This window comes from Pontibacter diazotrophicus (genome assembly GCF_003367245.1).
GTDB classification, from domain to species: domain Bacteria; phylum Bacteroidota; class Bacteroidia; order Cytophagales; family Hymenobacteraceae; genus Pontibacter; species Pontibacter diazotrophicus.
Genome location: NZ_QRGR01000007.1, coordinates 253,372 through 279,002 on the forward strand (window position 1 = coordinate 253,372; position 25,631 = coordinate 279,002).

Below are 25,631 nucleotides of genomic sequence, written 5' to 3' on the forward strand. Positions count from 1 at the left end.
GTATTGGCTATAACGTACGAAGCATAAGGGAAATAAGCTGTCATTAATGGAATAACACTGTCACTTTGCCTGTCTTTTTTTAGTTAATGTTTAGCATAACTCATGTTTTTTGTTTTTATTTAAACAAGGCATGTCTTTTGCCTCTATACCAATAGCCTTGAAAATTTTTAATTACGCTCGGTTTCCTGGTTAACAGGAATTTTTTATCTTAATAGAAAGTTATTCTACTATGGTTAATTTATTTGTACCCCCAAGCTATATGGCTGTTTATGCAAAATGCGTAGACGCGTCCATGCCTGCCTTTGAACCGGAAGAGTGGATAGAGGAAGGAAAGGTGTATCCTGTGAAGCATTTTACGGAGCCCCTGAACCAGGGCGAAGGGTTTGCTGTCACGATTATGGATGAGGATGGCATAGAAATTCACCCTTCGCCGTCGCATTGGAGCTTTGCCTCCGGTCGCTTTGAGATGTATACCCTTCACCTGAATTAGACCAAACCCAGAAATTTATCGTTAACTCTATAAGGCTGCCGTGCGCAGCCTTTTTTACTATATTTTGTAGCAAAAGAGTAGAATGAAGAATGATAAGTGCTGAAGAATTCAACGAACTCCCGCCACACCTGCAAGCTGAGCTCGTGCTGGACCAGGGCCACTACCTGCACCACCGCATACAGGGCTGGTGCAAAATAGATCTCTATTGGCTGCACGATTATTATGTGGAGATTTGGTTTCTCTATGACCTGAAGAGCATTGGCCTTGTCCGGGCGCTCACCAGCTATACCCATCTCGAGCCTTACCTGGAAACTATTAAGCTCAAGCTGTCTCTTATTAAGAAAGAGTAACTTATAGAAGAAATAAAATTCTTGATCTATAAATTCTGAATGAAGCTATCGGGTAAAACAGGATAGAATTATTCGCTCATCCACTCATTTATTTTTTTTTCTAACTTTGGGCATGAGCAAAAATCAAGTTTCTAAAAACCTACTTTTAATAAGCACTTCTACCACCTATGGCACCGGCTATCTGGAGCATGCCGAAGAAGAAGTGAAAGCCCTTTTAGCCGGCAAATCAAGCTTGCTTTTCATCCCTTACGCCCGCCCGGGCGGCATATCTCATAAAGACTACACAGCCAAGGCGCGGGAGGCTTTTGAGAAATGGGGCATCAGCGTAACAGGCGTGCATGAATATGACGATGCGGTAAAGGCGGTAAATGAGGCAGAGGCTGTCTTTATCGGCGGCGGTAACACCTTTGTGTTGCTTCGTAACCTGTATGCGAACCAGTTAGTGAAGCCCCTGCAGGAGCGGGTACAAAAAGGTATGCCATACATGGGTACCAGTGCGGGCACAAACGTAGCCGGTAAATCCATCGGGACTACCAACGATATGCCGATTGTGCATGTAAAGACATTTGATGCGCTGCAACTGGTGCCTTTCAACATCAACCCGCATTACCAGGACCCGGTGGAGGGTTCGCAGCATATGGGCGAAACGCGTGAAACACGTATTGCTGAATTCCACCAGCATAACCGCCAGCCTGTAGTAGGCCTGCGCGAAGGAAGCATGCTGCGCATCACCGGAGATAAAATCGCTTTAAAGGGTCTTCTTTCAGCACGTGTGTTTTTGCAGGGCGAGAAACCAATGGAGTTCGGGCCTGGTGATGATATTCAGTTTCTGCTGGAAGCTTATTAGCTTCAATTATGAATCAGAAGCTATACTTCGGTTTCTGCTTCTGGTATATACAAGGCAGAAGCAGTCTATCTAAATACTATCAGAGGAGGTGAGGCAAAAAGCTTCACCTTTTTTACTTTAGGATAAAGTATAAATGGCGCTAAGAAGATCTGCTTACCTGCAGCAGACTTATAATTCAGCAGTCAAAATTCATAATTCAAAGGCAAAGCTTTATCTTGAAATATAAACTCAAAACGCTGACTGATGATGAAACACAAACTCACTTTATGTGCGGCTTTGGCCGTGGCGACGCTAGGCACTGTAGGCTGTACCCGCACCACGGAGCAGGAGCAGCGTACGGAAGCTGTGCAGGCTGACCAAAACCTGGGCCAGCTGTTTGAAAATTACTATGAGGAACGGTTGAAGCTGTTCCCGCTGGAGGCTACTGCCATCGCCGATAACCGCTACAACGACCAACTTCCCAACGACCTAAGCCAGGAGTATGTAGCGCAGGTGCGCCAGTTATATCAAGGCTACCTTGATAAAATTAACCAGATAGACCGCAGCAAACTGGATGCACAGGAGCAGGTCAGCTATGATATCTTTAAGTATGAGATGCAGATGTCGTTGGAGGGGCTGGAGCAGCCGGCAGAATTGCTGCTGCCGGTAAACCAATTCTGGGGACTTCCGATTACTATAGCGCAGCTTGGTTCCGGCTCCAGTAACCAACCTTTTAATACGCCTGAAGATTACGAGGATTTCCTGGGCCGCATCAGAGGGTTTACTGTTTGGGGAGATACGGCTATTGCCAACATGCGCAGAGGGATGCGTGCGGGCATTGTTTTGCCGCGGGCACTGACACAAAAGGTACTGCCACAGCTGCAGGCCATGGTGGTGGACGACCCGACAAAAACTATTTTCTGGGCACCTGTAGAAAACTTACCCGATACGTTTACCGCTGCACAGAAAGATAGCATCAGGCAAGCCTATACCAGGGCTATAAGTGAAGAGGTAATTCCAACTTATAAAAGACTGTACGACTTTATACAGCAGGAGTATTTACCGGCGAGCCGTACAAGCACTGGCATTAGTGGCATAACGGGAGGCGAAGACTTATATAAGTACCTGGTGCGCTACTGGACTACCACTGAAATGACGCCTGATCAGATATTTGATATCGGGCAGCAGGAGGTGGCGCGTATCCGAAGCGAAATGGAGAAGGTAAAGGAGCAGGTAGGCTTTGAAGGTAGCCTGAATGAGTTTTTCAGGTACGTAAACGATGACCCTAAGTTCACCCCGTTTAATACACCTGAGGAGGTGCTCGGGGCTTACCGCCAGGTGGAGCAGCGCATGCAGCCACAGCTGGATAAGCTATTCGGTATGACTCCCGAGTCTGAGTTTGAGGTGCGGCAGACGGAGGCATTCAGAGCGGCATCTGCGAGTGCGGAGTATAACCCGCCGGCACCGGATGGCTCCCGCCCAGGCATTTTTTATGTGCCAATTCTGGATGCAAGCACTTATAATGTAGTAGGGATGGAGTCTTTGTTCCTGCATGAAGCTATTCCGGGGCACCACTACCAGATTTCAATACAGCAGGAGCAGGAGGGGCTACCCCGGTTCAGGCAATACGCCTGGTACGGTGCATTTGGCGAAGGCTGGGCCTTATACTCCGAGAGCCTTGGCAGAGAGCTCGGCCTGTATACGGACCCATACCAGTATTTTGGCCGCCTGAGTGATGAAATGCACCGGGCTATTCGCCTGGTGGTGGATGTGGGCATGCACGCCAAAGGCTGGACGCGTGAGCAGGCCATACAGTACTCGCTGGACAATGAACTGACGAGCCGGGAAGCAGCCGTAGCCGAAATAGAGCGTTACATGGCTATACCGGGACAGGCGTTGAGCTACAAAATTGGAGAGTTGAAAATGAAGGAATTGCGCCAGCGGGCAGAGCAGGAGCTAGGAGATAAATTCAGCATCAGAGCCTTTCACGACGAAATTCTTAAAGGTGGTGTAATGCCACTGGCGGTGCTGGAGAAAAAAATAGAGGAGTGGATTGCGGAACAGAAGAGTACCTGAAGCAAACATGAAAGGCAAAAAAGAAGGCGCAACTTGATAGTCGCGCCTTCTTTTTTTGATAAAGAGCTTTTTTACTGATTCTGATGTTTATGGTCCAGGCGTTTGAGGAGAAGCTTGGTGAACTCCCGTTCACCACGATATAGCTTTACAAGCTGCTTTGCAGAAATCACCTTCTGGTATTTACCTGCATACTCCTTGTCCAGCGCCAGCTCTTTCTCTTTCAGGTCGAAAATCTTATTTATCCGGGCCTGCACCTCCTGGTCAGGGAGTACGTCAACATCCTGCCTGAAATCGATGCGGTAACCTTTTACCAGTTCGCGTCGCTTTTTTTCATGCTCATTGTAAATAGGCCAGAATTTCTGCGACTGCTCCGCCGAAAGTCCCATCTTGTCAGTCAGGAAAGCGATTTTTGCAGCCTCTACGTTTTCTCTTCGTTCGTGCCGGCTTTTGTCCTGCGCAAAGGCAGTTGTGCCGCTAAGGGTAAAAGCACAAAACAAAAGTACTAGTACGGTATAATGCTTCATGGATGGATTAGTAGTCTAGGTCGTTGATCTTATAGTATTCCAGCTCTTCTTCAGCTGTAGTGGAGCTCACATTTAAAAATTCTACCGCAAGATCCTGGTCTGCAAGAGAATGTTCTTCAAAGTCTGCGGTTTCTACCTGCGCATAGGTGTCCAGGTAAACCATAATTTCTTCATCAGACAGCGAGGCAACTGTAGTAACCATTTCCTGCTGCTGGTTTTGCTGTATGTTAAAAAAGTAAATGCCCACAAACATAAGCAGCAGGATAAGCGGAGCCATAGCGTGCCGTACAGGGCGCCACAATGATGCATACCATGCAGTAGCAGTCACCTGCTCACGTCTAGCGGTGCGTTCCATAATTTGCATGGGCAGGCGGTCGAAATATCCTTCCGGTACCTGGTGCACATTTCGCTTCGGAATGTCATTTAATTTCATATCCTTCCTCATGTTCCTCGTCTTCTTTTGGTTAGATAGAAAACGCGGGTTATAGTTTAATCCTGTTTCAGATATTCTTCAATTTTTTTAACGGCAATGTGGTACGATGCCTTTAAGGCACCTACGGATGTTCCCAGTATCTCGGACATTTCCTCGTATTTCATATCATCAAAATACTTCATATTGAACACGAGGCGCTGTTTATCGGGCAGCTTTAGTATCGCTTTCTGCAGCTTTAACTGTACCTCGTCACCGGCAATATCGGGGGATGATTCTATCTTCTCCATCAGCTCAGCAGTGACGTCATTTATAGGCAGGAAAAACTTCCTTTTTTTGCTGGACAGGAACGAGAGGCACTCGTTGGTGGCAATGCGGTAAATCCACGTGTAGAGTTGGGCGTCTTTGCGGAAGTTCTCCAGGTTCTTCCATATCTTGACAAAAACCTCCTGCGTAAGGTCATCGGTATCGTCATGGTCGATCACCATCTTGCGGATGTGCCAGTATACTTTCTGCTGGTACTTCCGGACAAGCTGGTTAAAAGCCATGTTGCGGCTCTCGGGGTTAGCGAATTTTTCTAGTAGCTCTTTGTCTTCCACTTTACAAAATCACGGAGCAGTAGGCAGATGTAAGATCGATTAAGAGCATATTAAAGCTGCTGTTAGAGGCAAAAAATGCGCATGCCTTTTAATAAGGGACATTTTGTGGTGCTGTGGTATCAAACCATAAAATGTCAAACGCCAGAGTTCAGAAAAACTTCTTGATTGCCTAACCAATATTTTTAAAACACCCTCTAAAGATAAAGAGGCTGTACTACATCAGCACAGCCTCTTTAAAAATTTGTTTCTGATTATGCTTACGCTTGCTTTCTGCTGATGGCACGCTGCGCGGCATCCACAATATCGTTCTCTGACAATCCGTACTTCTCCATCAGTTCTTCCGGAGTTCCGGACTCACCAAAGGAGTCATTTACGGCTACATATTCCATTGGCAGCGGTGTGTTCTTCACCAGCACCTGGGCAATGCTATCACCAAGTCCTCCCAAACGATTATGCTCTTCGGCGCTTACCACGCATTTTGTTTTAGCCACTGATTTCAGGATAGCCTCTTCGTCCAGTGGCTTGATGGTGTGGATGTTGATAATTTCGGCAGAGATACCTTTTTCGGCTAATATATGACCAGCTAAAATCGCTTTCCAAACCATGTGGCCTGTAGCAAAAATGCTCACGTCAGTACCTTCGTTCACCATCCAGGCTTTACCTATTTCAAACTTCTGGTTCGGGTCTGTAAAAATAGGTATCACCGGGCGGCCGAAGCGCAGGTAAACCGGTCCTTCGTAATCAGCAATAGCGATGGTGGCCGCTTTTGTCTGGTTATAGTCGCAGGGGTTGATAACTGTCATGTGCGGCAGCATTTTCATCATGCCGATGTCCTCCAGAATCTGGTGCGTGGCACCGTCTTCACCCAGCGTTAAGCCTGCATGGGAGGCGCATATTTTTACGTTTTTGCCAGAGTAAGCGATAGACTGTCGGATCTGGTCGTACACGCGGCCAGTAGAGAAATTGGCAAACGTACCGGTAAACGGAATCTTACCGCCAATAGTCAGACCGGCGGCGATGCCCATCATGTTGGCTTCAGCTATACCAATCTGGAAGAAACGCTCCGGGTTCTCCTTGATAAAATCACCCATTTTAAGTGAGCCCACTAAGTCGGCACAAAGGGCTACAACATTGGGGTTTGTGCGGCCAAGCTCAAGCAAACCAGCTCCAAAACCGGAGCGTGTGTCTTTTTTCTCTGTATACTTGTATTCTTTCATCTATCTGTTGAAAATTTTTACGGTTGTAGTTGCGCCCGACCTGATAGTAAAATCTTTTACATCAGTGAATTTACTCGCCTGGGCTGTTTTCATGCGGTAAACCAATCTATAATTTCCCGGCTGCAAGGCCATCGTTACTTTACTGTTTTCTTCCGGCAGATTACAAAGCCAGCGCTGCACGCCATTTTCCTCCATCAGGTATACGCTGCCATAGCCTTTTATCTGGGAAGGTATGGCTAACTGCCCCGGCGGCGGTATGGTAATCAATTTTGTCTGCCCCTGCTTCAGATCTATCCCCTTCATGTAAATGCGTGGCATAGTCAGAATCTCCAGGTCATACGTTCCTGTCAGGTACTTGTGCTGCTCCCCGAACTGCTGCACGTGGAGCGTCTGCTCCTTACCATGCGGCCTTACAATGGCAGGCAATTGCCCATAAGGGGAGGGGCCATCCTGCTTCAGGTTTAGTATACCCTGCGGCGACTTTACTTTGATTACATTGTGCTTTCCGGGCCTGATGCTGATGTTGCGTTCCACAACAGCAGGTGTGGTGTTCACCACCAGATCATAAGGTAGCAGCGCATCTATGTCCAGCATATCGGCCTTTCCCTCTCCGCTCTGGTAGTGCACGTAGTTGTACTCCGGTTGCCCGGTCAGGGAGTTGAGGAACGTCATGTTCACGTTACTCTCCACTGCCTGTCCCTGCTCATTGAGTAGTTCCACGCTCACCGTTGTCTGGCTTAGCGTCTGCGTCACAATTTCGGTCAGCACCGTTTCAAAGGTCTGCACGTCAGCAGCGTTAAAGTATTGGCCAATGCAGCTGAGTTGTTTCTCATACTCCGGGTCAATGCCAATGCCTATCACAAAAGGGCGCAGGAAAATACGCTTCTTCTGCAGGGCCAGCGACATAGCGCAGGGGTCTCCGCCACAAGACTCCAGTCCATCTGTAATCAGGATGATGACGTTGCGCGCCTTATCTTCCGGGAAATCTCCAGCCGACTGCTGAAGTGAATATGTTATCGGCGTATTGCCGCGCGGTATAATTTCTGTCAACTTCTTCTGGATGGCCGCCGTGCTGTTTCCAGAAAACGGTACTTCCAGTCTCGTATCTTTGCAATCGTTGCGCTCACGGCCAAACTGATGCCCATACACCCGCAGCGCCACCTCTACATTGTCGTAGCGCTCCAGCGAGTCTACGAGGTGGGCGAGCAGGTTTTTGGCAACCGTCATGCGGTCGCTGCTTTCCCATTTAGCCAGCATACTTCCTGAAGCGTCCAGCAGGAACAGAATCCTTGTTGTAGGCTGCTCCTGCTTCTCCTGGCCTAACACGTTACCGCTTACTGAAAATATCAGCAATAAGGTGAATGCTGCGAAAATATTACGCCAAAGGGCCATGTAAGGGGTACTAAAGCAAGTCGGGTATCAGAAAGAGACAGCACAAAGTCCGGTATTGCTTTGTGTTGTTTAGTAGTCAGCGGCCTCGTTTACAGCTAATTGCTGTAAGGCAATTTCCAGCTGCTCATCGTTTGGTGCTACGCCATGCCATTTATGCGAGCCCATCATAAAGTCAACGCCATACCCCATCTCTGTGTCCATCAGGATCATCACAGGCTTTCCTTTACCTGTAGCGGCTTTTGCTTGGTCTAAAGCGGGTAGAAGTGTTTCGAAGCTGTTTCCGTTTGCCTCCATTACATGCCATCCGAAAGCCTCAAACTTAGCACGCAGGTCACCCAGCGGCATTACTTCTTTTGTGGAACCGTCTATTTGCTGGCCGTTTCTGTCTATGGTGGCAATCAGGTTATCTACTTTTTTTCCGCCGGCATACATCGTTGCCTCCCATACCTGTCCTTCCTGCAGTTCACCGTCACCCATCAATACATATACAAGGCTGTTATCCTTGTTTAGTTTCTTTGCCTGGGCGGCACCAATGGCAACCGACAGACCCTGACCTAAGGAGCCCGAAGCTACGCGGATACCTGGCAGACCTTCTTCTGTGGCAGGGTGGCCCTGTAACCGGGAGTTTAACTTGCGGAAAGTGGCCAGTTCTTTTGGATCAAAGAAGCCTGCGCGGGCCAGGGTGCTGTAAAAAACAGGCGAAATATGGCCGTTTGACAGGAAGAACAGGTCTTCGCCTTCGCCATTCATCTTAAAATCAGTGCTATAGTTCATTACCTTGAAGTACAGCGATACAAAGTAATCGGTGCAGCCCAGGGAACCGCCCGGGTGGCCGGAGTTAACGGCGTGTACCATGCGCACGATATCACGGCGCACTTGTGCTGCAACTTCCTTCAGCTCATCAATGCTCTTGTTGTGTGGATTCACTTTCAATAGAATTATTAGTTAATGATTGGGAATATTAAACAAATATGTAGTGTGATACAAGTAATACTACGATAATCACAGCTTTTCAAGGCTTTTTTTAGGAATTTCAGAGGATTCCCGTGTGGTTGCCAGATTGTAGGACCAGCCTTTTGCCAGCGTATTGCTGTAGTTTTTTATAAATACGAAAAACGCAGCTGCCCGGTCGGGCAGCTGCGTTTTTCTATCTGCTTACTTTGCCAGTATCTGGCCAGTATGTTCTTTTGTTTTTACTTTCCGGATAATGTCCTCGATTACCCCGTTCTCATCAATTACGAACGTAAAGCGCATGGTGCCCATATACTTACGCCCATACATCGACTTTTCCTGCCACACTCCGTACTGCTCCACAATCTGCTTGTCGGTGTCGGCTATCAGCGTGAACGGAAGCTCAAATTTGCTGATGAAATTCTGGTGCGATTTCTCATCGTCGGTACTTACCCCGATCACTTCGTAGCCTTCCTGCTGCAGATCGCTGTAATGGTCGCGGAGGTTGCAAGCCTGGGCTGTGCAGCCGGGGGTGTTATCCTTTGGGTAAAAATACAGGATTACTTTTTTGCCACGGTAGTCGCTAAGCTTTACGGTTTTACCGTTCTGGTCTTTGCCCTCAAATTCAGGGGCTTTGTCTCCGATGTTCAGTTCCATTAGTTTTATCAGATGGTGGTAGTATAGGTGGCTTCGTTGCCGGCATTGTCCTTCACCTTCAAGACAACTTCACCGGACAAAGGTATGTTTTTATCTAATTTTTCAGACCAGATGGTAGCAGTTTTATGCTCATACTTCATCAGCAGCCACTGTCCGTTCACGTAAGCGTTATAGGAATTAAGTCCTGACAAGTCATCTGAGATCTTGAATCGAACCTGGTTTCGGTTCTTGCTCACCAGCCTGATATAAGGCTTTTTTGTGTCTTCCAGCACCTTGAATTTACCCATGCTTTTGGTGGTAAACGTGATGGTGTTGTTCTCATTCCAGGTGCCTCCTACATAGCCTTTGCTGCGCCCGGTGCCTAAGAAGTATACGGCTGCTTTAGACTTGTCTTTCACGTCAGTTGTATCAGGCTTTATCGTCACCGTCATGGCCTGGTGCAGTGGCGTGAAGAAGTCTCCAATCGTATATACACCGCGGTCCAGCTGTGTCTGCAGGTATAAGGTATCGTACAAAGACTGCTTCTTGAAGTCTACTTTCAGGTAGTTGTTTAAGAATGCCACATCCTGCCCGGGTGGTATCAACTTCTGGAAATGGAACGGCACGGTAACGCCACAGAAACGCATCGAGTCTGGCAGGCCGGCGCGCAAGTCAAACAGACCTACGGAGTGATTATCCTTCATGTAACTTGGCACCAGCAGGAGTGACTTTCCGCCTTTCAGCAGCTCAATGTTCTGGGCAGTGCTGCTGGTGTCGCCAGCGCTAATTTTCAGCACATTACCGATGAGCTCATAGTCGAGCGAAGGCTTTTTGACTGCCTTGGATAAGGTCTTTGTAAATGACGGCTGCTGCCCCTTTACCACAAAGCTGAGGGTGGAGGCATTGTCATATGAGTCGCGGGCCACCAGTTGTACCTGGTACGTCGAGTCCGGGTGCACACTCAGTCTGCCCTGGCGCCCGTTGGCCTTGTACAGTGGCAGGTTGTTGCCATAGTCTATAAAGGCTTTCTGGAACGTGCGGCCCTGGCGCTTATACAGGTTGTAGTTAATATGCTGCGATACCTGGCGCGACAGCTCAAACGGCACCTGGTCAATGTAATGGGTGTAGATCTGCTTTCCGTTTACGTACAGCGTTACCTCCTGCGTGCCGTTCTTGTTATCGGCCCCGTCCAGCCGGTCTATTGTCTGCAGCTCCAGCCCAAGCAGCCCGTTGGCGAAAACAGTGTCGGCTATGGTAAAGTTATTGTCTTTCTCTTTCGTGCGATACTCCACACGGCTAAACTCATTGTTGATGCGGGCATGGATGTTCAGGGGCGTAATACCCAGGCTATAGATTTCGGGTGGAGTCGTATCCAGCACCTCCTGAAACCTATACTTCAGCGGGTTATACAGGCGGTCTTCTGTGTCGCGAATCTCGAAGTGCAGGTGCGGGCCTCCTGAGCCACCGGTGTTACCAGACAAGCCAATCACGTCGCCTTGCATTACCGGAAACTGGTTGGGTTCCGGGAAAAGCTCCAGGTCAAAGGCCTTCTTCTCATACTGCTTCTGCAACATAAAGGTAGCCAGTGGCTCACTGTAAGCAGAAAGGTGGGCGTAGGTCGTGACAAGGCCATTCGGGTGCGTCACGTAAATAATGTTGCCATACCCGTAGGTGGACTGCTTTACACGTGAAATATACCCATCCGCAGCAGCATGCACCGGAAGCCCGATACGCTGTTCGGTTTTAATATCAAGCCCGCCATGAAAGTGGTTAGAGCGTATCTCACCCATTGTACCTGAGAGGTAATTGCGCTCTCCTGGTTTTATCGGGAACAAAAAGTATCCTGGCTGTGGTGCTATCTGTGCCGCCGCACCGAATGTGGTAATAAAGGAAAGTAGTGCGAGCGAGAGCCGCTTCTTATTTAACTTCGAAATCAAGTAATTTTTTATCTTCAACATACCCTTCTAATCTGTCTCCTATCTGCACAGGTCCTACACCCGCAGGTGTGCCTGTAAAAATAATGTCTCCTGTTTTTAGTGTTATAAAGCGTGAAATGTAGGCGATGATGTCATCAAACGTGTGCAGCATCATTTTTGAATTTCCCTGCTGCTTTGTCTCGCCGTTTACCTCCAGCTTAAAGTTGATGTTCTGCAGGTCGGGGAACTGGTCTAAAGGCAAAAAATCCGAGATAGGAGCGGAGCCGTTAAAACCTTTCGCCAAAGCCCAGGGCAATCCCTTCGCCTTTGCTTTTGACTGCAAGTCGCGTGCCGTGAAGTCTATTCCAAGGCCGATGGAGTCATAATATTTGTATGCAAATTTTTTGTCGATGTTCTTACCTTCCCGGCTGATGCGCAGAATCAGCTCTGCCTCATAGTGCACATCGTTGGTATATTCCGGGTAGTAAAACGGTTCATTGTTACGAAGTACTGCCGTGTCAGGCTTAAAGAAGATAACAGGTTCTTCCGGCACTTCATTATTTAATTCGGCTATATGTTCTGCGTAGTTTCTGCCAATGGCTAATATTTTCATAAAGGGTGTAGGTCGATGTTCTGTTCTTCAAAAATAGGGTTTCTAATGTTGCTGGACAGTAATTTTGATAAAATAATTCACCATTTTTTCTTTGGTGCATCCCGCATATACTGTGCCTTTATATTTAGGTTTTACCCGCTGGCCTTCCCGTTATTGTTGTCATTAGCCATTAATAACATTTTATAGCGTAGCAGACGTATAAACGGTGCAATTGTGAGCGTTAGTTTTTAGGCTGATTTGAGAGTTATTTGTATGATGTGCCTGCTCGAAAATATAGCGTTCCACAAATTTTAAATGTATTATATTTGAGTCTGATTGAAAATGGTTCAAAATTTGAAATCATTCTCACATCACTAAAAATCTATGACAATGTATAAGAAAATAGTTGCTTTTGCTGTAGCTGCGGTTATGATGGTTGCCTGTACGACAGTACCCATCACAGGACGCCGACAGCTTAGTTTAGTGTCTGATGCAGAAATGCAGCAGCAAAGTTATGCCGCTTACCGGCAGTTCCTGAGTGAACACCAGCTTTCAAGAGACGCACAGGCTACCGCCATGGTGAAGCGGGTAGGCAAGCGCATACAGCAAGCTGTGGAGCAGTATATGGCAGCCAATAACATGCAGGATGAACTGGCAGGCTTTGACTGGGAGTTTAATCTGGTACAGGACGACCAGATAAATGCTTTTGCTATGGCTGGCGGTAAAACCGTGGTTTATTCTGGTCTTTTGCCAGTGGCACAAAATGAAACAGGCCTTGCTGTGGTAATGGGCCACGAAATAGCCCATGCCATTGCCAAACACGGTAACGAGCGTATGAGCCAGGCGCTGGCACAGCAGTTCGGTGGGCAGACACTCTCTGCACTTGCAGGGTCACAACCAGGGGTTACTTCTAACCTGATTATGTCTGTATACGGTGTAGGTTCACAGTTGGGCCTGCTAAAGTATGGGCGTAACCAGGAGTCTGAAGCTGATAAATTAGGCCTTGTGTTTATGGCTATGGCCGGCTATGATCCGCGGGAGGCTATTCCGTTCTGGCAGCGCATGGAACAAGCAAGTGGCGGTCAGCAGGGTCCACCCGAGTTCCTGTCGACCCACCCAAGCGCCGGAACGCGCCAAAGCACCCTGCGCGACTACATGCCCGAGGCGCTTAAATATTATAAAGGAAACTAAACCTGTTATAAAATATGGTTAAAAACAATTTTGCCCGCTTCCGTTCTGCCCTGTTAAGCCAGACTACTCTTTTGTTTATGCTACTTTTATTTGTTGTGGCAACCTCTGCCTGCTCCAGGCGTGAGGCGATACGGGAGGAAAGTGAATTAGGTGAGGAAGGAGAAGGAGAGGTGCCGGTGGCGCCTTATGATGGCAGGTTGCTGGGTCAGGTTGTTTTTGATACGGTAGAATATATTGTGTCCCGTGAGGAGTTGCTGCAGCCTTTTATCCGGGAGTTCGGGGATGGTACTGTAGTGGACCAGGTGATGATACGGAAGGTGCAGGAGACAAAAACTGACACGCCAGCTTATTATCTAGTAGGCTTAGGCATGCGCAGCGGTGCCTTCCGGTCGATGGCGCTGGAGTTGGATGTGGCCGCAGATAAAAGCCTGTACCTGAGTAGCAGTGGCTCCAAGCATATGTGCCAGTCTGGTGCTGGCTGTGGTTTCTGCTACTTCACCTTCTCAGGCAACAAAATCACCGGTTGTGAGTGCGAGTCGCGTGCGCCTGGTAATAACTGCACGCATAAATTCTCCGAAAGAAACAGCCTGCTGAAGGATGTTTCTTTGAGAAGCGAGCGACGACGTTCTGATAGTAATAAGTAACACAATACTGTAAAACAGAAGCGGCTGCTAACATGATGTTAGCAGCCGCGTCTGTTTTTCAGTACTATATTTGTTAGTGAATTGTCTTTCTGCTTTTCAGCAGTACCTACGACAGTTGCACTTTTCGTAAGCGGATGCGGGTGAGCACCTTTTTAGTCTGGAGTGGGAATTCGCTTTTCATCATCCAGTCGTAGTAACCCGGCTCTTTCTGCAGTACTTCTTCTACCGGCACATTTTTATGCTTGCCGAAGTTAAATACCTCTTGCCCGGCGTTATTGTACACGATGCGGCCAGATAAATCAGCGGTTTTCTGTACCGTGAACTTATGCAGCAGTTCCATGTCGTTCTGGATAGGGAACTCTTCCACGCCTTCGGCCACCTCTACAGGAGTGTGCTGGTAACGGTCCAGTTGTGCCATTAGAATGTGGTATGTAGCTACTGTGTCGGCCTCGGCGCTGTGGGCGTTCTCCAGCTTTTTATCGCAGTAATACATGTAAGCGGCAGATAAGGTGCGCTGCTCCATCTGATGGAAAATACGGCAGGCGTCGATGACGTTCCGGCTGTCAATATCAAAGTCGATATCGCAGCGCAGGAACTCCTCCGCCAGCAAAGGGATATCGAAACGCAGCAGGTTATACCCTCCCAGGTCGCAGCCTTTCAGAAACTGATCCATATCCCTGGCAATCTGCTTAAAGGTTTTGCAGTCCTGCACATCGGCATCATAAATCTTATGGATGAGGCTCGACTCCAGCGGGATGGGAATAGTAGGATTCACACGGCGGGTTTTGAGGATTTCCTCGCCATCCGGCATTACTTTCAGTACACTTATCTCCACAATTCTGTCTTTGCAGATGTCGGTGCCGGTTGTTTCAAGGTCAAAGAAGACGATGGGGCGCTTTAAGTTTAACTTCATAGCAATAATTTTTTATTTAAAGAACCGCCTTCGTTAGCGCCTCCATTTTCATGTTGTTATAGTTTCCGGAGCTCATGAGCAGCAGGTTGGCATTTTGCCAGTTCCGGCTCGTCAAGTGCTTTTGCAAAGCTTCTGCATCGTTGAACACGTGCAGACGCTCGTTTTCAAAAGCGATTTTCAGTTCGTCTTCTGTGAGCATCTCCATCCGCTTGTGCTCTATTGTTTTCGGGCTGAAATACACGATAGGAGCATCCGCTTTATCCAGTGCACCGGCATACTGTGGCAGGAAACTTTTGTTCAGGCTGCTGAAAGTGTGCAGTTCCAGCACGGCCACCAGTTCACGCTCCGGGAATTGTGCTTTCACAGCCTCGGTGGTTGCTTTTACTTTGGAAGGGGCATGGGCAAAGTCCCGGAATATAATGCTGTTGCCTTTTTCGCCGATTTTCTCCAATCGCTTGGCAGCACCCTTAAAGCTTTTGAGTGCTTCGTAAAAATCATGCGCTTTCACACCTATTTTCTTACACACTTCCTTGGCTGCGCTGATGTTGCGCAGGTTGTGCTCTCCGAACAGCGGTATCTCCACATCACCCTCTTTTTTAGTATGCAGAATAGTTTTGCCGTTCCGGATGCTGTGTTCATGCACACCATAACCGATGTACACGATATCGGCCGGGTTGCGGGGCACCGCCACTAACTGCACCTGCTCATCATCCTGGTTATAGATGAGCGTACCAGCTTTTGGAGTCATCTCAGCAAAAATGCGGAACTGCTCGCGGTACATTTCCGGGTCCGGGAATACGTTAATATGGTCCCAGCTGATACCGGTAATAACCGCAATATGGTGATGGTACAGGTGGAACTTAGGAACGCGTTTAATAGGGTCGGAGAGGTATTCATCACCTTCTATAATAATGACAGGAGCATCTTCTGAAAGCTTCACCATGCGGTTGAAGCCCTCCAATTGTGCACCAACAGCATAATCGAACTTGCGGCCAAGGTGCTGCAGCACGTGCATAATAATGGAGGTGGTGGATGTTTTGCCATGGCTACCGCCAATGACAATGCGCTGCTTATCTCTGCTCTGCTCATAGATGAACTCAGGAAAAGAGTAAATCGGAATGTTCAGCTCCTGCGCACGCTTCAGTTCCGGGTTGTCGGGGCGGGCGTGCATACCCAGTATAACGGCGTCTGGCCGGGCATCAATTTTCTCAGGGAACCAACCTTCCTTTTCAGGAAGCAACCCGGCTTCTGCCAGTCTGCTTTTGGCAGGCTCATAAATCTCGTCGTCCGAACCGCTTATCTTCAGGCCTTTGTCATGTAGCGCGAGGGCAAGGTTGTGCATGATGCTCCCACCCATGGCAATGAGGTGTATATACTGTAATTCCTTCTTCTCCATATCTAAGCAATATGTTTGCAAGCAGGCAAAGTTAGAAGTCCTTCCCTAAATTAAAATAGCAGAACCCTATTATGTTGATATCTTGTATATGATTGTGGATTACTCGGAGGGGTGTGTGGATTACTTGCCTGGCATGTTTTTTAAATTTGTACCTATGGAGGAGATGAAAATGAATGTGCGGCAGGCGGGCAACCGTAACAGTTGGCAAAAGAAAGCGCCTGCTGTTTCGGAATTGGGCAAAAAGCCACCGCAGGCACTTGACCTGGAGGAGGCTGTGTTAGGCGCTCTGATGCTGGAAAAAGATGCCCTAACCTCAGTGATCGACATTTTACGGCCACAGAGTTTTTATAAAGAGGCACACCAGCGCATTTTTAAAGCTATTATTGGCCTGTTCGATAAGTCGGAGCCGATAGATATCCTGACCGTGACGCACGAATTGCGCGAGAACGGAGAACTGGAATTGGCAGGCGGAGCTTATTATGTCACGCAACTGACCACACGCGTAAACTCGGCCGCTAACATTGAGTACCATGCCCGTATTATCACGGAAAACTCAATTAAGCGGGACTTAATCTCTATTTCCTCAGAGGTCCTCTCCAGTGCCTTTGAAGATACCACCGACGTATTTGAACTGCTGGATAAAACGGAGGCCCGTCTCTACGAAGTATCGGAATCCAACATCCGCAAGAACTTCGACGACATGCGCTCGCTCATGCATGCCGCTATCAAAGAACTGGAGGAGAAGCGTAAGCAGGAGGATGGTCTGACGGGTGTGCCAAGTGGCCTTGCCGCCCTGGACCGCGTGACCTCCGGTTGGCAGAAGTCTGACCTTGTGATTCTGGCAGCCCGCCCTGCGATGGGTAAAACGGCCTTCGTACTTTCCTGTATGCGCAACGCCGCTGTTGACTTCAAAAAGGGAGTGGCTATCTTCTCGCTCGAGATGTCGTCGCTGCAGCTGGTGAATCGTCTGATTTCATCTGAGGCAGAGCTGGATTCAGAGAAAATCAAGAAAGGTAACCTCGTGGACCACGAGTGGGCACAGCTTAACCATAAAATCTCCAGGTTAACAGAGGCACCTATTTTTATTGATGATACCCCTGGCCTTTCAATCCGCGAGCTGCGCACCAAGTGCCGCCGTCTGAAAGCCCAGTTCGATATACAGATGATTATTATTGACTACCTGCAGCTGATGAGCGGTAACTCAGACGGCAAGGGTGGTGGTAACCGCGAACAGGAAATTGCCTCTATCTCACGGGCGCTGAAGATGCTGGCCAAGGAGCTGAGCGTGCCGGTTATCGCCCTGTCGCAGCTCAGCCGTGCCGTGGAAACCCGTGGTGGCGACAAGCGCCCGCAGCTGTCTGACCTTCGTGAATCCGGTTCCATTGAGCAGGATGCGGACATGGTGCTTTTCCTTTACCGGCCGGAGTACTACGGCATCACCGAAGACGAAATGGGTAACCCGACAGCCGGCGTAGGAGAAGTGATTATTGCCAAGCACCGTAACGGCTCGCTGGAAAACGTGCAGTTGAAATTTATTGGTAAGTATACTAAATTTACAAACCTGGACAATGATTTCGGGGGAGGGGATGCTATGGGAGGCTTCAATGCCTTGCCTAACTCAACCTTCGATACTGAAACACCAGGTGCCATCCGCTTAGGCAGCCGCATGAACGACGGTGGCAGCGGTGGTGGTGGTGGTTTCCCAACATCAAACTTCGATGAGGAGCCGCCGTTTTAAGTAGCACACAACAACCAAGATAAGCCAAAGGAGATTAGCCGCTGCGCACTTGATGCCAGTGGCTTTTCTTTTTTCTGTTAATTTCATCGCTGCTAAACTGATAGTGTGACTGCCTTCTCTCCAAACTTTGCCCTTCCCACATCTTTAACCCTGAAAATTTCGTATCAATACTCCACCCTTTTTCTCAACTTTTAGCCAAAAGACGCCCGCAGTGCAGTAGGTGAAAAATAAATTAAAAATAATTTTTAAGTCGCTGAGAATCAGACTTATATAATGCATTGTTTTTCTTGTTTTTTGCACTATTTGTTTATCTGCTCTGTTTAATTAATGTACAAAGATAAAAGGCTAAATGAGTATGAATCAAGAGAATAAAGAGACAAAGGTGCAGAAAAAACCTAAGGTCGAAAGTTATGATATATCCAAGTCTGATGAGACGCTTCACTTAGCGATTGACCTGGCAAAGTTTATTAAAGAGAACCGTCTCTATCAGAATATACAAGGCAAAGAATACGTGAATGTGGAAGGCTGGCAATATGCCGGTTCCCGCCTCGGGATTCTGCCAGTGGTAGAGCATGTGGTGAATATCAGCACCGACGATGAGATAAAGTACCAGGCAAAGGTGAATTTGCTTGACTTGCGCAGCCAGCAGGTGGTAGGAGCAGGTTTTGCTATCTGCTCTAACCGTGAGCAAGGTAAAAAGTACTACCAGGAGTTCGCTATAGCCTCTATGGCGCAGACACGCGCCATAGGTAAAGCTTACCGTAATATCCTGGCCTGGATTATCCGCGCTGCTGGTTACGAGCCAACGCCTGCGGAGGAAATGGATTACAGCGGCAACGATCAGGCGGCCAAGCCAGCTGTGCCAACCGAGAAGAAGGCAACAATGAAGTCTTCTTCCAACAACACACCGGTGGTGGCTGAAGAAGAGCAACAGAGTGCCAGCGTTCGTTATGCATCGGCAAAGCAGAAAGAGGAAATCATCAGCCTGCTGAACAACCCGACTATTACGCGCCAGGAGAAAACTAAAATGCTGCTCAACATCAACCGCTTTGATGAAGAACGCGCTGCGCAAGCTATCGAGAAACTGAAAAAAGTAATCGAAGACCGTGAAGACGGTCAGTCCGCGGCGGCGTAATCATAAAATTTTACACTTCTGAGACCTGCTCCTGTTAAGGGGCAGGTCTTTTCTTTTTCTGTCTTGCACACAGCCACATAGTTTCCTTTACTCTAATTTTAATTCTTAATACCAAGCTTTGTGCAGCAGGCGCCGTATAAAATCACTTTAACAGCAAGTGATAAGACAGCAAGTGATAAGAAATGGATAGAATTTATACTCAACTTACTTCACAGTTCAGGTGGCTGCTTGTAGTGGTGGCGCTGCTTGCTTTCGTGCAGCCAGCACATTGTCAGGATGAAGAGGTGCCGGAGTTTGAAACAGACAGGCCGGACCAGGCAGAGGCGGCCTCGCTGGTACCCCGCGGTACCTTACAGCTGGAAACAGGTTTTTTCCTTCAGGAGGATACAGAAATGGGGGTGGAGCAGAAGATAAGAGCCTATCCTACTGCGCTGGTTCGCCTGGGTGTGCTGAACTGGCTGGAGCTTCGGGTGCAGTCTGCGCTGCGGGACTCTGTGATGGAGAGGCGCACCCGCTTCCGGACAAGTGGTTTTGCGCCTTTAACCTTGGGTGCCAAGGTAAAGCTCTGGGATGAACAGGGCCTGAGGCCACAGGCTGCACTCATGACTATGGTTACCTTACCTATAGGCAGCCGGGCCTTCCGACCAGAAAATCCCGATCCGAATTTTAGGGCATTGTTTAAAAACTCGCTGACAGATAACCTGGCCCTGAGCTATAACCTGGTCTATGGCTGGGTGGGTGGCGACCCGGTGAAAGGCTATGCCGTTAGCCTGGGATATGATATTACAGATAAACTGACTGCGTTTGGAGAGGTGTACGGTGATAAACAGAAAGGCGAAGAGGCAGAACATGCAGTAGATGGTGGCCTTATGTATATGCTGCTGCCAAACCTGCAGCTGGATGTGGCAGCCGGCAGAGCGCTAAACGATGCGGCACCGGATTACTATTTCACAGCTGGATTCAGCTGGAGAATACCACGATAACAGACGCTTTGCCACCTGCACCAGATAAGTAGCTATCCTGATATGACACCTGCATGAACATAAAGCCAACCATACAAAAGGCGTTTCTCCTGATAACGGCTCTTCTCTTTATTCTGGTGAAGCAGGGGAATGCGCAGGAACAGGAGGAGGACTTAGGGCGAATTTCTACAGGCAGGCCAGACCAGACGCAGGGTACAACTGTGGTTCCTAAAAGCACACTACAGATAGAGTCGGGTTTCCTGTATCAGAAGAATACTGCGGAGGAACAGGAGACCAAGACACACGCTTATCCCACTGTATCGCTCCGCTATGGTTTACTTGAAAGGCTTGAACTGCGGGTGGATGGGGCTTTTCAGGACTCTGTGATTCGGGAGTATAACAGCTACCGGAAAGTAAATGGTATAGGGCCGCTTGGGGCTGGTTTCAGGCTTTACATGTGGAAGGGAGCCGGTGTGTTACCGCAAGCCGCTTTAACGGCAACCGTTTCGTTACCTGTCGGCAATAGTAACATGGTCTCAAATTATACCGACACTGAACTCAGACTCGGGTTCACCAATACCATCACACCTGATTTATCTCTTACCTATACCCTCGGCTACGGTTGGGTGGAGGAAGGGACCGAAACGAAATATGCCTTTAAGGTGAGCGGTGATTTGAGCTATAGGGTGGCGGTATATGCAGAGGTATTCGGAACAAATGCCGAAGGTTCACGTGCAGCGCATCAGGCTGACGCAGGGGTGCTTTTTATTGTGCGGCAAAATATGCAGCTGGATGTAGCGGCAGGGATTGGATTGAGCCGGGCAGCTCCAGACTTATTCATAACTACCGGCTATTCTGTAAGGCTGCCCCGGTAGTGTAGTCAATAAATGACAACAGCAGGTTGTTGAAGGAACATCTTGTTTAATTTTAGTGGCTATTGTCGCTTTCACAAAGATTATGTCATTTTTGCTTTGAGACCTTTCTTCAAAATACTGTGAATGAATGCGCTACGCTACAAGAAGTATTGTGTCTGCTCTTTTTATTCTTGTGTCTGATTTCTTATGTCCTATCTTCGCTTCTTAAATAGAACAGATTCTTGCAGGACATCCACCACATCTTAAAAACCTACTGGGGCTATGCACACTTCAGGCCACTGCAGGAAGACATTATCCGCTCGGTGCTGGCAGGGGAGGATACCCTGGCGCTGCTCCCGACCGGTGGTGGCAAGTCTGTCTGCTTCCAGGTGCCTGCTTTGGCGATGGAGGGGCTGTGCCTCGTTATCACGCCGCTGATAGCCCTGATGAAGGACCAGGTAGAGCAGCTGAATAAAAGAGGCATCAGTGCCCTGGCTGTCTACTCGGGAATGAATCGCCGGGAGATTGATATTGCCTTAGACAACTGCGTGTATGGCGATGTGAAATTTCTGTACCTCTCGCCGGAGCGCCTCCTCACAGAACTGTTTCAGGAACGGGTAAAGCGCATGAGGGTGAACCTGATTGCTGTGGATGAGGCGCATTGTATATCGCAGTGGGGTTACGATTTCCGCCCGCCCTATCTGCAACTGGCCGAGCTACGGGAGGTACTGCCCAAAGTACCCGTTATCGCCTTAACAGCCACCGCCACCGCGCAGGTGAAGCAGGATATACAGGAGAAACTCGCTTTCCCGAAGCCAAATGTTTTCCAAAAAAGCTTTGCACGGGCAAATCTTTCTTACTCCTGCCTGGACACCGAGGATAAAGCAAACCGCCTGCTGGAGATACTACAGCGCATGCCGGGCCAGAGCATTGTGTATGTGCGCAGCCGCCGCCAAACCGTGGAGGTTGCCAAATTCCTGCAGAGCCGCCGTATTTCAGCCGCCGCCTACCATGCGGGCCTTAAGTTTGAGATGCGCAATGCGGCGCAGCAAAGCTGGATAGACGATAAGGTGCGGGTAATAGTAGCCACCAACGCCTTTGGTATGGGCATTGATAAGCCGGATGTGCGACTGGTCGTGCACCTCGATCTGCCGGAGAGCCTGGAGGCCTATTATCAGGAGGCAGGCCGTGCCGGGCGTGACGAGAAGTATGCCTATGCGGTGATACTGAATGGTCCGAATGATGTAGCGGAACTGCAGCGGAAGGTGCAGGAGGCGCATCCGTCTATCGAATATATCAGGAGGGTATACCAGTGCCTCGCTAATTATTATCAGTTGGCGGTAGGCAGTGGCCTGATGAGCAGCTTCGACTTTGACCTGGCCGACTTCGCAAAAAACTACAAACTGCAGCCGCTGGAGGTGCACCACACTATCAAACGGCTGGAGACAGAAGGATACCTGCAACTGAATGAGGGATACTATATGCCGTCGCGGCTCATGCTGCTGCTCGATAACCTGGCGCTATATGAGTTCCAACTGGCCAATCCGGATCATGACCAATTCATCCGGATAATCCTGCGCATATACGGTGGCGAAGCATTTACCAATTATGTTAAGCTGTCGGAGCGGAGGCTGGCGAAGCAACTGAACATGCCGGAACAGGAGGTACGGCGTAAACTGGAGTATCTTCACAAACTGCAGGTAATTGCATATGAGCCGCAGCACGATTCGCCCCAGCTTGTGTTCACTAAGCCCCGCGAAGATGCGAACGGCCTGCCCCTGGACACAAAGCAGCTGGCTGCCTTGCGTGAGCGGGCACTGCTGCAAGCCAAAGAGATGGGGCGTTATGTTACCACCTCCAACCGCTGCCGTACGCAATTGCTTCTGGAATATTTCGGAGAGGTTACAGATGACCGCTGCCGCATCTGCGATTACTGTCTTGCCGAACGCAAAAAAGAGCGGGAGGGGGCGGAGCAGGAAACGCTTCGGGTAAAGGTGCTCACACTGGTGAAAGCGCAGGCCTGCTTACCCAAAGAGCTGGTACAGCAGTTTGAACCGAAACACGCGGAAACGGTGACATCGCTTGTGCGGGAACTGGTAGATGTAGGGCGTTTAAAGTACAAGGAAAGTGGAAAGCTGGAGGCGGCAGAGTAGGAGAGATCTCAGGCTGCCGAAATGATAGAAATTAGTTTCCAATCAGTTCCTTGCCTGCCTCTCGCAGTGTCGTCACGTTGTCTTTTATCTCAGGATTAGGTGCCGTCAAATACACAGCCGATTTGCTCCAGTAGTCGGCATAGTCTATGTTCACCCAAAAGCTGCTGTTTTCTTCTCCTTCTACCACATCCATAAAATAGAGCGTTTTCGGTATGGCAGGAAGCGGAGCAAGGCTGCAGGTGTCACAATCGGACTCTTTCAGATAAGCATATCTTTGATTCAACGCGCTGTTATAGGCAGTGGCTTTGCCTGAAAGCAAATCAGTATATGCCGTTGCAATGTTGCCGTCTATAGCAAATACCTGCAGGATGAAGAGGAACATAACGGCAAGCGGTAAAATGGGTGATAGCCTGCGTTCAGCCTGCAGCAAGTGCGCATACTTGGTAAGAGCTACCTGCACATTATAAAACCAGCCAAACACAAAGAAGAAGTAAATCACATTCTCAACCCTTGGTGTTGGCCGTTCCCCAACAGCCCAGGTAAAAGCAAACTGCATCAGAAAAAGCGTGACAATGTAGTGGCATAACGAGAGCCGGAGGTTTACTTCAAAGAAGCTGGAGGCTTTAGTTTTGTCTGCTAAAGGCAACCCCCAGTAAATGACATAAAGTACTGATGCTACAAGAATGGGAGCAAGCCACCTGTAAAAACTTAATACTGTCAGGAAGGCGGCATAGATAGTTGCCCACAGCGGCTTCGAGGCGTTGGGGTGTTCTTCCATGCGGGCATAGTTCCCAGGGGCAAGCACTGCAGCTAAAATGGCGACAACGCAAAGGATGAACAGGCAAAGCAGGTAAAGTCTGTTTTGCCTGTCATTCCGGTTATGATAAAGTATAAACAGGATAGTAGTAAAAGCCATCACGATGGACATTTCGTTAGAGCCCACTACTGCGACACAAAGCAAAGCAGCAAACGCAACATAAAGCACCTTATAGTTGCTGCTACCTGTCCTGAAGAAGCTGATGAGAAGGGCCAGTAACAGCAGCAGCATGATATTCGGTAACTGGTAAGTCAGATATCCCGGCAGCCAAAACATGCCTTCTGACACACTTGGTAGTTGCATCAGGTAAAGGCATAAGAGCAGCGCTGCTAACGCCAGCGTTTTTAAAACATTAAAATGCCTTTGAAGAAGTTTGTGGAGGAAAAGGCAGGTGGATACAACTAACAGCAGGATGAGGAGAAGGGAGTATACCTTATACCTGTCAAAATTTCCATAGATGACGGGATTAATCTGAAAGGCCGTTGTCGTGCTAAAGTACCTTCCAGTCCAGTTCATGTAATAATTTACCTGTGTTTCCCAAAAGCCATACGTCATGTCCCTGACAGCAAAGCCAAAGTCATCAGCCTGCGGGTGGTTGTACAGTGTTAGGAACAGGAAGGGGAGCAGCACCAATAGCCCGATGCACAGGAACATAATGTAGTTTATTTTATGTCTTTCTCCGGTAGAATGCGGCATAGCAGGTTATAAGGCATTGAGGCTTCAAATATAGACAAATCTGCTATTTAAGTTGAAGGGATAGTTTGCCCTGGAGGTTGGCAAATGCCTATTTCGTCTGAACCCGTACTTCGCCTCTGTTACGGTCATTCTCACCCCTCATATTCCCGCCTTCCCAATATTAAACTGCTCTTAAGGGCTATTCAAAGGGTTGCCATGCAACGCCAGTGGTTTTTTCTGACTCTTCTCTTTAATCAACGACTAAATCAAAGTAAAACATGAAAAAGTACTTTTCTTTAAGTTTGGGAAAAGCAGTTCAGTGGCCACTTGTACTGTGTAGCTTCCTATTACTGAGTGCCTGCGATGATGTGAATTGTATAAAAGGGGATGGCAATGTGGAGCAACGCACCTTAACCTTGCAGCCCTTTAGCGAAGTGGAAGCCAATGGCGATTTCAAAGTATACATTACCCAAGGCGAACCACAGCGGGTGGAGGTGAAAGGGGAGTCCAACATTTTAAGTAATCTGAACACCCGGGTGCGAAACGGAAAGTGGGAAATTGAACATGAAAGCTGCGTGCGCAGGAGTGAGCTTGTGGAGGTGTACATTACCATGCCCGAGGTGGAGGCCCTGTACCTGAACGGCTCCGGCCGGATTTACAGCGAAAATAAACTGGTAGTAGATGAGTTGCCCGTGCAGGTCAATGGCTCTGGCAAAGTTGATCTGGAGGTAGAGGCATCTAAAGTAATCATGCGGGTGACTGGCTCGGGAGAGGCATTGCTTAGCGGTACAACAGATATTCAAACCATCAACATGTCTGGTTCAGGAACCGCAGCAACATCTAACCTGGCAGCCGAAGATGTAACGGTAAACCTGTCCGGTTCTGGCGAAGCAGAGGTTAGGGCCAGCAAATCACTCACTGTTGATCTTTCAGGAAGTGGAAAGGTATACTACTACGGCAACCCTACTGTAAACTCCAACATCAGTGGCTCCGGCAAATTGGTGAAGCGGTAACTGGTAGACAACAGTATCAGGACAAAGGAGAAAAAACGATAGATATTCGCACTATCAGAAGCAGCAAACTGAGCTGCAGCATGTATTTTCCTTCTTTTGATACTCACAAAGTAAACCAGAAAAGCCCGGACATGTGTAGCG

The 25,631-nt window shown here is 48.5% G+C and carries 24 protein-coding genes; 12 read left to right on the forward strand and 12 right to left on the reverse strand.

Annotated features, from left to right (window positions below; translation table 11 throughout):
- Positions 1 to 259: 259 nt before the first annotated feature.
- The 4 genes from DXT99_RS07735 (at position 260) to DXT99_RS07750 (ending at position 3,742) form a co-directional block, all read left to right on the forward strand.
- Positions 260 to 490, forward strand: a complete 231-nt coding sequence (locus DXT99_RS07735; protein ID WP_237144756.1) for a hypothetical protein — start codon at positions 260 to 262, stop codon at positions 488 to 490.
- Positions 491 to 579: 89 nt separating this feature from the next.
- Positions 580 to 840: a hypothetical protein gene (locus DXT99_RS07740; RefSeq protein WP_115564948.1), complete on the forward strand. Its 261-nt coding sequence runs from the start codon at positions 580 to 582 to the stop codon at positions 838 to 840.
- Positions 841 to 952: 112 nt separating this feature from the next.
- Positions 953 to 1,687 (forward strand): dipeptidase PepE, encoded by a 735-nt coding sequence (gene pepE / locus DXT99_RS07745; protein WP_115564949.1) that lies wholly within the window; start codon positions 953 to 955, stop codon positions 1,685 to 1,687.
- Positions 1,688 to 1,930: 243 nt separating this feature from the next.
- Entirely contained in the window at positions 1,931 to 3,742 is a 1,812-nt protein-coding gene (locus DXT99_RS07750) for a DUF885 domain-containing protein (protein ID WP_115564950.1), read from the forward strand.
- Positions 3,743 to 3,813: 71 nt separating this feature from the next.
- Here DXT99_RS07750 and DXT99_RS07755 read toward each other — a convergent pair whose 3' ends face one another.
- From DXT99_RS07755 to DXT99_RS07795, 9 genes are all read right to left on the reverse strand, one after another.
- On the reverse strand, positions 3,814 to 4,266 hold the full coding sequence (locus DXT99_RS07755) for a Spy/CpxP family protein refolding chaperone (RefSeq protein ID WP_115564951.1): 453 nt from the start codon (positions 4,264 to 4,266) through the stop codon (positions 3,814 to 3,816).
- A 7-nt stretch (positions 4,267 to 4,273) separates the two neighbouring features.
- Entirely contained in the window at positions 4,274 to 4,699 is a 426-nt protein-coding gene (locus DXT99_RS07760; RefSeq protein WP_246000525.1) for a hypothetical protein, read from the reverse strand.
- Between the two features lie 56 nt (positions 4,700 to 4,755).
- Entirely contained in the window at positions 4,756 to 5,295 is a 540-nt protein-coding gene (locus DXT99_RS07765) for an RNA polymerase sigma factor (protein ID WP_115564953.1), read from the reverse strand.
- Positions 5,296 to 5,552: 257 nt separating this feature from the next.
- On the reverse strand, positions 5,553 to 6,512 hold the full coding sequence (locus tag DXT99_RS07770) for a transketolase family protein (RefSeq protein ID WP_115564954.1): 960 nt from the start codon (positions 6,510 to 6,512) through the stop codon (positions 5,553 to 5,555).
- On the reverse strand, positions 6,513 to 7,865 hold the full coding sequence (locus DXT99_RS07775; RefSeq protein WP_246000526.1) for a vWA domain-containing protein: 1,353 nt from the start codon (positions 7,863 to 7,865) through the stop codon (positions 6,513 to 6,515).
- A 108-nt stretch (positions 7,866 to 7,973) separates the two neighbouring features.
- Positions 7,974 to 8,831, reverse strand: a complete 858-nt coding sequence (locus DXT99_RS07780; RefSeq protein WP_115565041.1) for a transketolase — start codon at positions 8,829 to 8,831, stop codon at positions 7,974 to 7,976.
- 228 nt (positions 8,832 to 9,059) lie between these two features.
- Complete coding sequence (gene bcp / locus DXT99_RS07785; protein ID WP_115564956.1) at positions 9,060 to 9,512, reverse strand: thioredoxin-dependent thiol peroxidase; 453 nt, start codon at positions 9,510 to 9,512, stop codon at positions 9,060 to 9,062.
- 8 nt (positions 9,513 to 9,520) lie between these two features.
- On the reverse strand, positions 9,521 to 11,449 hold the full coding sequence (locus tag DXT99_RS07790; RefSeq protein ID WP_246000528.1) for a M23 family metallopeptidase: 1,929 nt from the start codon (positions 11,447 to 11,449) through the stop codon (positions 9,521 to 9,523).
- Entirely contained in the window at positions 11,409 to 12,020 is a 612-nt protein-coding gene (locus tag DXT99_RS07795) for a fumarylacetoacetate hydrolase family protein (protein ID WP_115564957.1), read from the reverse strand. Before DXT99_RS07795 ends, DXT99_RS07790 begins: the two co-directional genes overlap by 41 nt.
- 369 nt (positions 12,021 to 12,389) lie before the next feature.
- Between DXT99_RS07795 and DXT99_RS07800 the strand changes: the two genes are divergently transcribed.
- Positions 12,390 to 13,190: a M48 family metallopeptidase gene (locus DXT99_RS07800; RefSeq protein ID WP_115564958.1), complete on the forward strand. Its 801-nt coding sequence runs from the start codon at positions 12,390 to 12,392 to the stop codon at positions 13,188 to 13,190.
- A 14-nt stretch (positions 13,191 to 13,204) separates the two neighbouring features.
- Complete coding sequence (locus tag DXT99_RS07805; RefSeq protein ID WP_115564959.1) at positions 13,205 to 13,834, forward strand: hypothetical protein; 630 nt, start codon at positions 13,205 to 13,207, stop codon at positions 13,832 to 13,834.
- Between the two features lie 106 nt (positions 13,835 to 13,940).
- Here DXT99_RS07805 and DXT99_RS07810 read toward each other — a convergent pair whose 3' ends face one another.
- Together DXT99_RS07810 and DXT99_RS07815 are read right to left on the reverse strand one after the other, a co-directional pair.
- A complete protein-coding gene (locus tag DXT99_RS07810; protein ID WP_115564960.1) occupies positions 13,941 to 14,747 on the reverse strand; it encodes a 3'-5' exonuclease in 807 nt (268 codons plus the stop codon).
- Positions 14,748 to 14,763: 16 nt separating this feature from the next.
- Positions 14,764 to 16,143 carry a UDP-N-acetylmuramate--L-alanine ligase gene (locus DXT99_RS07815; RefSeq protein WP_115564961.1) on the reverse strand — a complete coding sequence of 460 codons (1,380 nt, stop codon included), beginning with the start codon at positions 16,141 to 16,143 and terminating at the stop codon, positions 14,764 to 14,766.
- Between the two features lie 169 nt (positions 16,144 to 16,312).
- Here DXT99_RS07815 and dnaB point away from each other — a divergent pair, with 169 nt between their 5' ends.
- The 5 genes from dnaB to DXT99_RS07840 all read left to right on the forward strand — a co-directional run bounded on the left by dnaB (position 16,313) and on the right by DXT99_RS07840 (position 22,985).
- On the forward strand, positions 16,313 to 17,881 hold the full coding sequence (gene dnaB, locus DXT99_RS07820) for a replicative DNA helicase (RefSeq protein WP_394851322.1): 1,569 nt from the start codon (positions 16,313 to 16,315) through the stop codon (positions 17,879 to 17,881).
- Positions 17,882 to 18,236: 355 nt separating this feature from the next.
- Positions 18,237 to 19,016 carry a hypothetical protein gene (locus DXT99_RS07825; protein WP_115564962.1) on the forward strand — a complete coding sequence of 260 codons (780 nt, stop codon included), beginning with the start codon at positions 18,237 to 18,239 and terminating at the stop codon, positions 19,014 to 19,016.
- Between the two features lie 182 nt (positions 19,017 to 19,198).
- A complete protein-coding gene (locus DXT99_RS07830) occupies positions 19,199 to 19,999 on the forward strand; it encodes a transporter (RefSeq protein ID WP_115564963.1) in 801 nt (266 codons plus the stop codon).
- Between the two features lie 53 nt (positions 20,000 to 20,052).
- Complete coding sequence (locus DXT99_RS07835; RefSeq protein ID WP_115564964.1) at positions 20,053 to 20,853, forward strand: transporter; 801 nt, start codon at positions 20,053 to 20,055, stop codon at positions 20,851 to 20,853.
- A 221-nt stretch (positions 20,854 to 21,074) separates the two neighbouring features.
- A complete protein-coding gene (locus DXT99_RS07840) occupies positions 21,075 to 22,985 on the forward strand; it encodes a RecQ family ATP-dependent DNA helicase (RefSeq protein WP_115564965.1) in 1,911 nt (636 codons plus the stop codon).
- A 31-nt stretch (positions 22,986 to 23,016) separates the two neighbouring features.
- Here DXT99_RS07840 and DXT99_RS07845 read toward each other — a convergent pair whose 3' ends face one another.
- The gene (locus tag DXT99_RS07845) at positions 23,017 to 24,498 is read right to left on the reverse strand and encodes a DUF6056 family protein (protein ID WP_115564966.1); all 1,482 of its coding nucleotides are present in this window, start codon (positions 24,496 to 24,498) and stop codon (positions 23,017 to 23,019) included.
- Between the two features lie 257 nt (positions 24,499 to 24,755).
- On the opposite strand from DXT99_RS07845, the gene DXT99_RS07850 reads away from it, so the two are divergent.
- Positions 24,756 to 25,490: a head GIN domain-containing protein gene (locus tag DXT99_RS07850; RefSeq protein ID WP_115564967.1), complete on the forward strand. Its 735-nt coding sequence runs from the start codon at positions 24,756 to 24,758 to the stop codon at positions 25,488 to 25,490.
- Positions 25,491 to 25,631 lie beyond the last annotated feature (141 nt).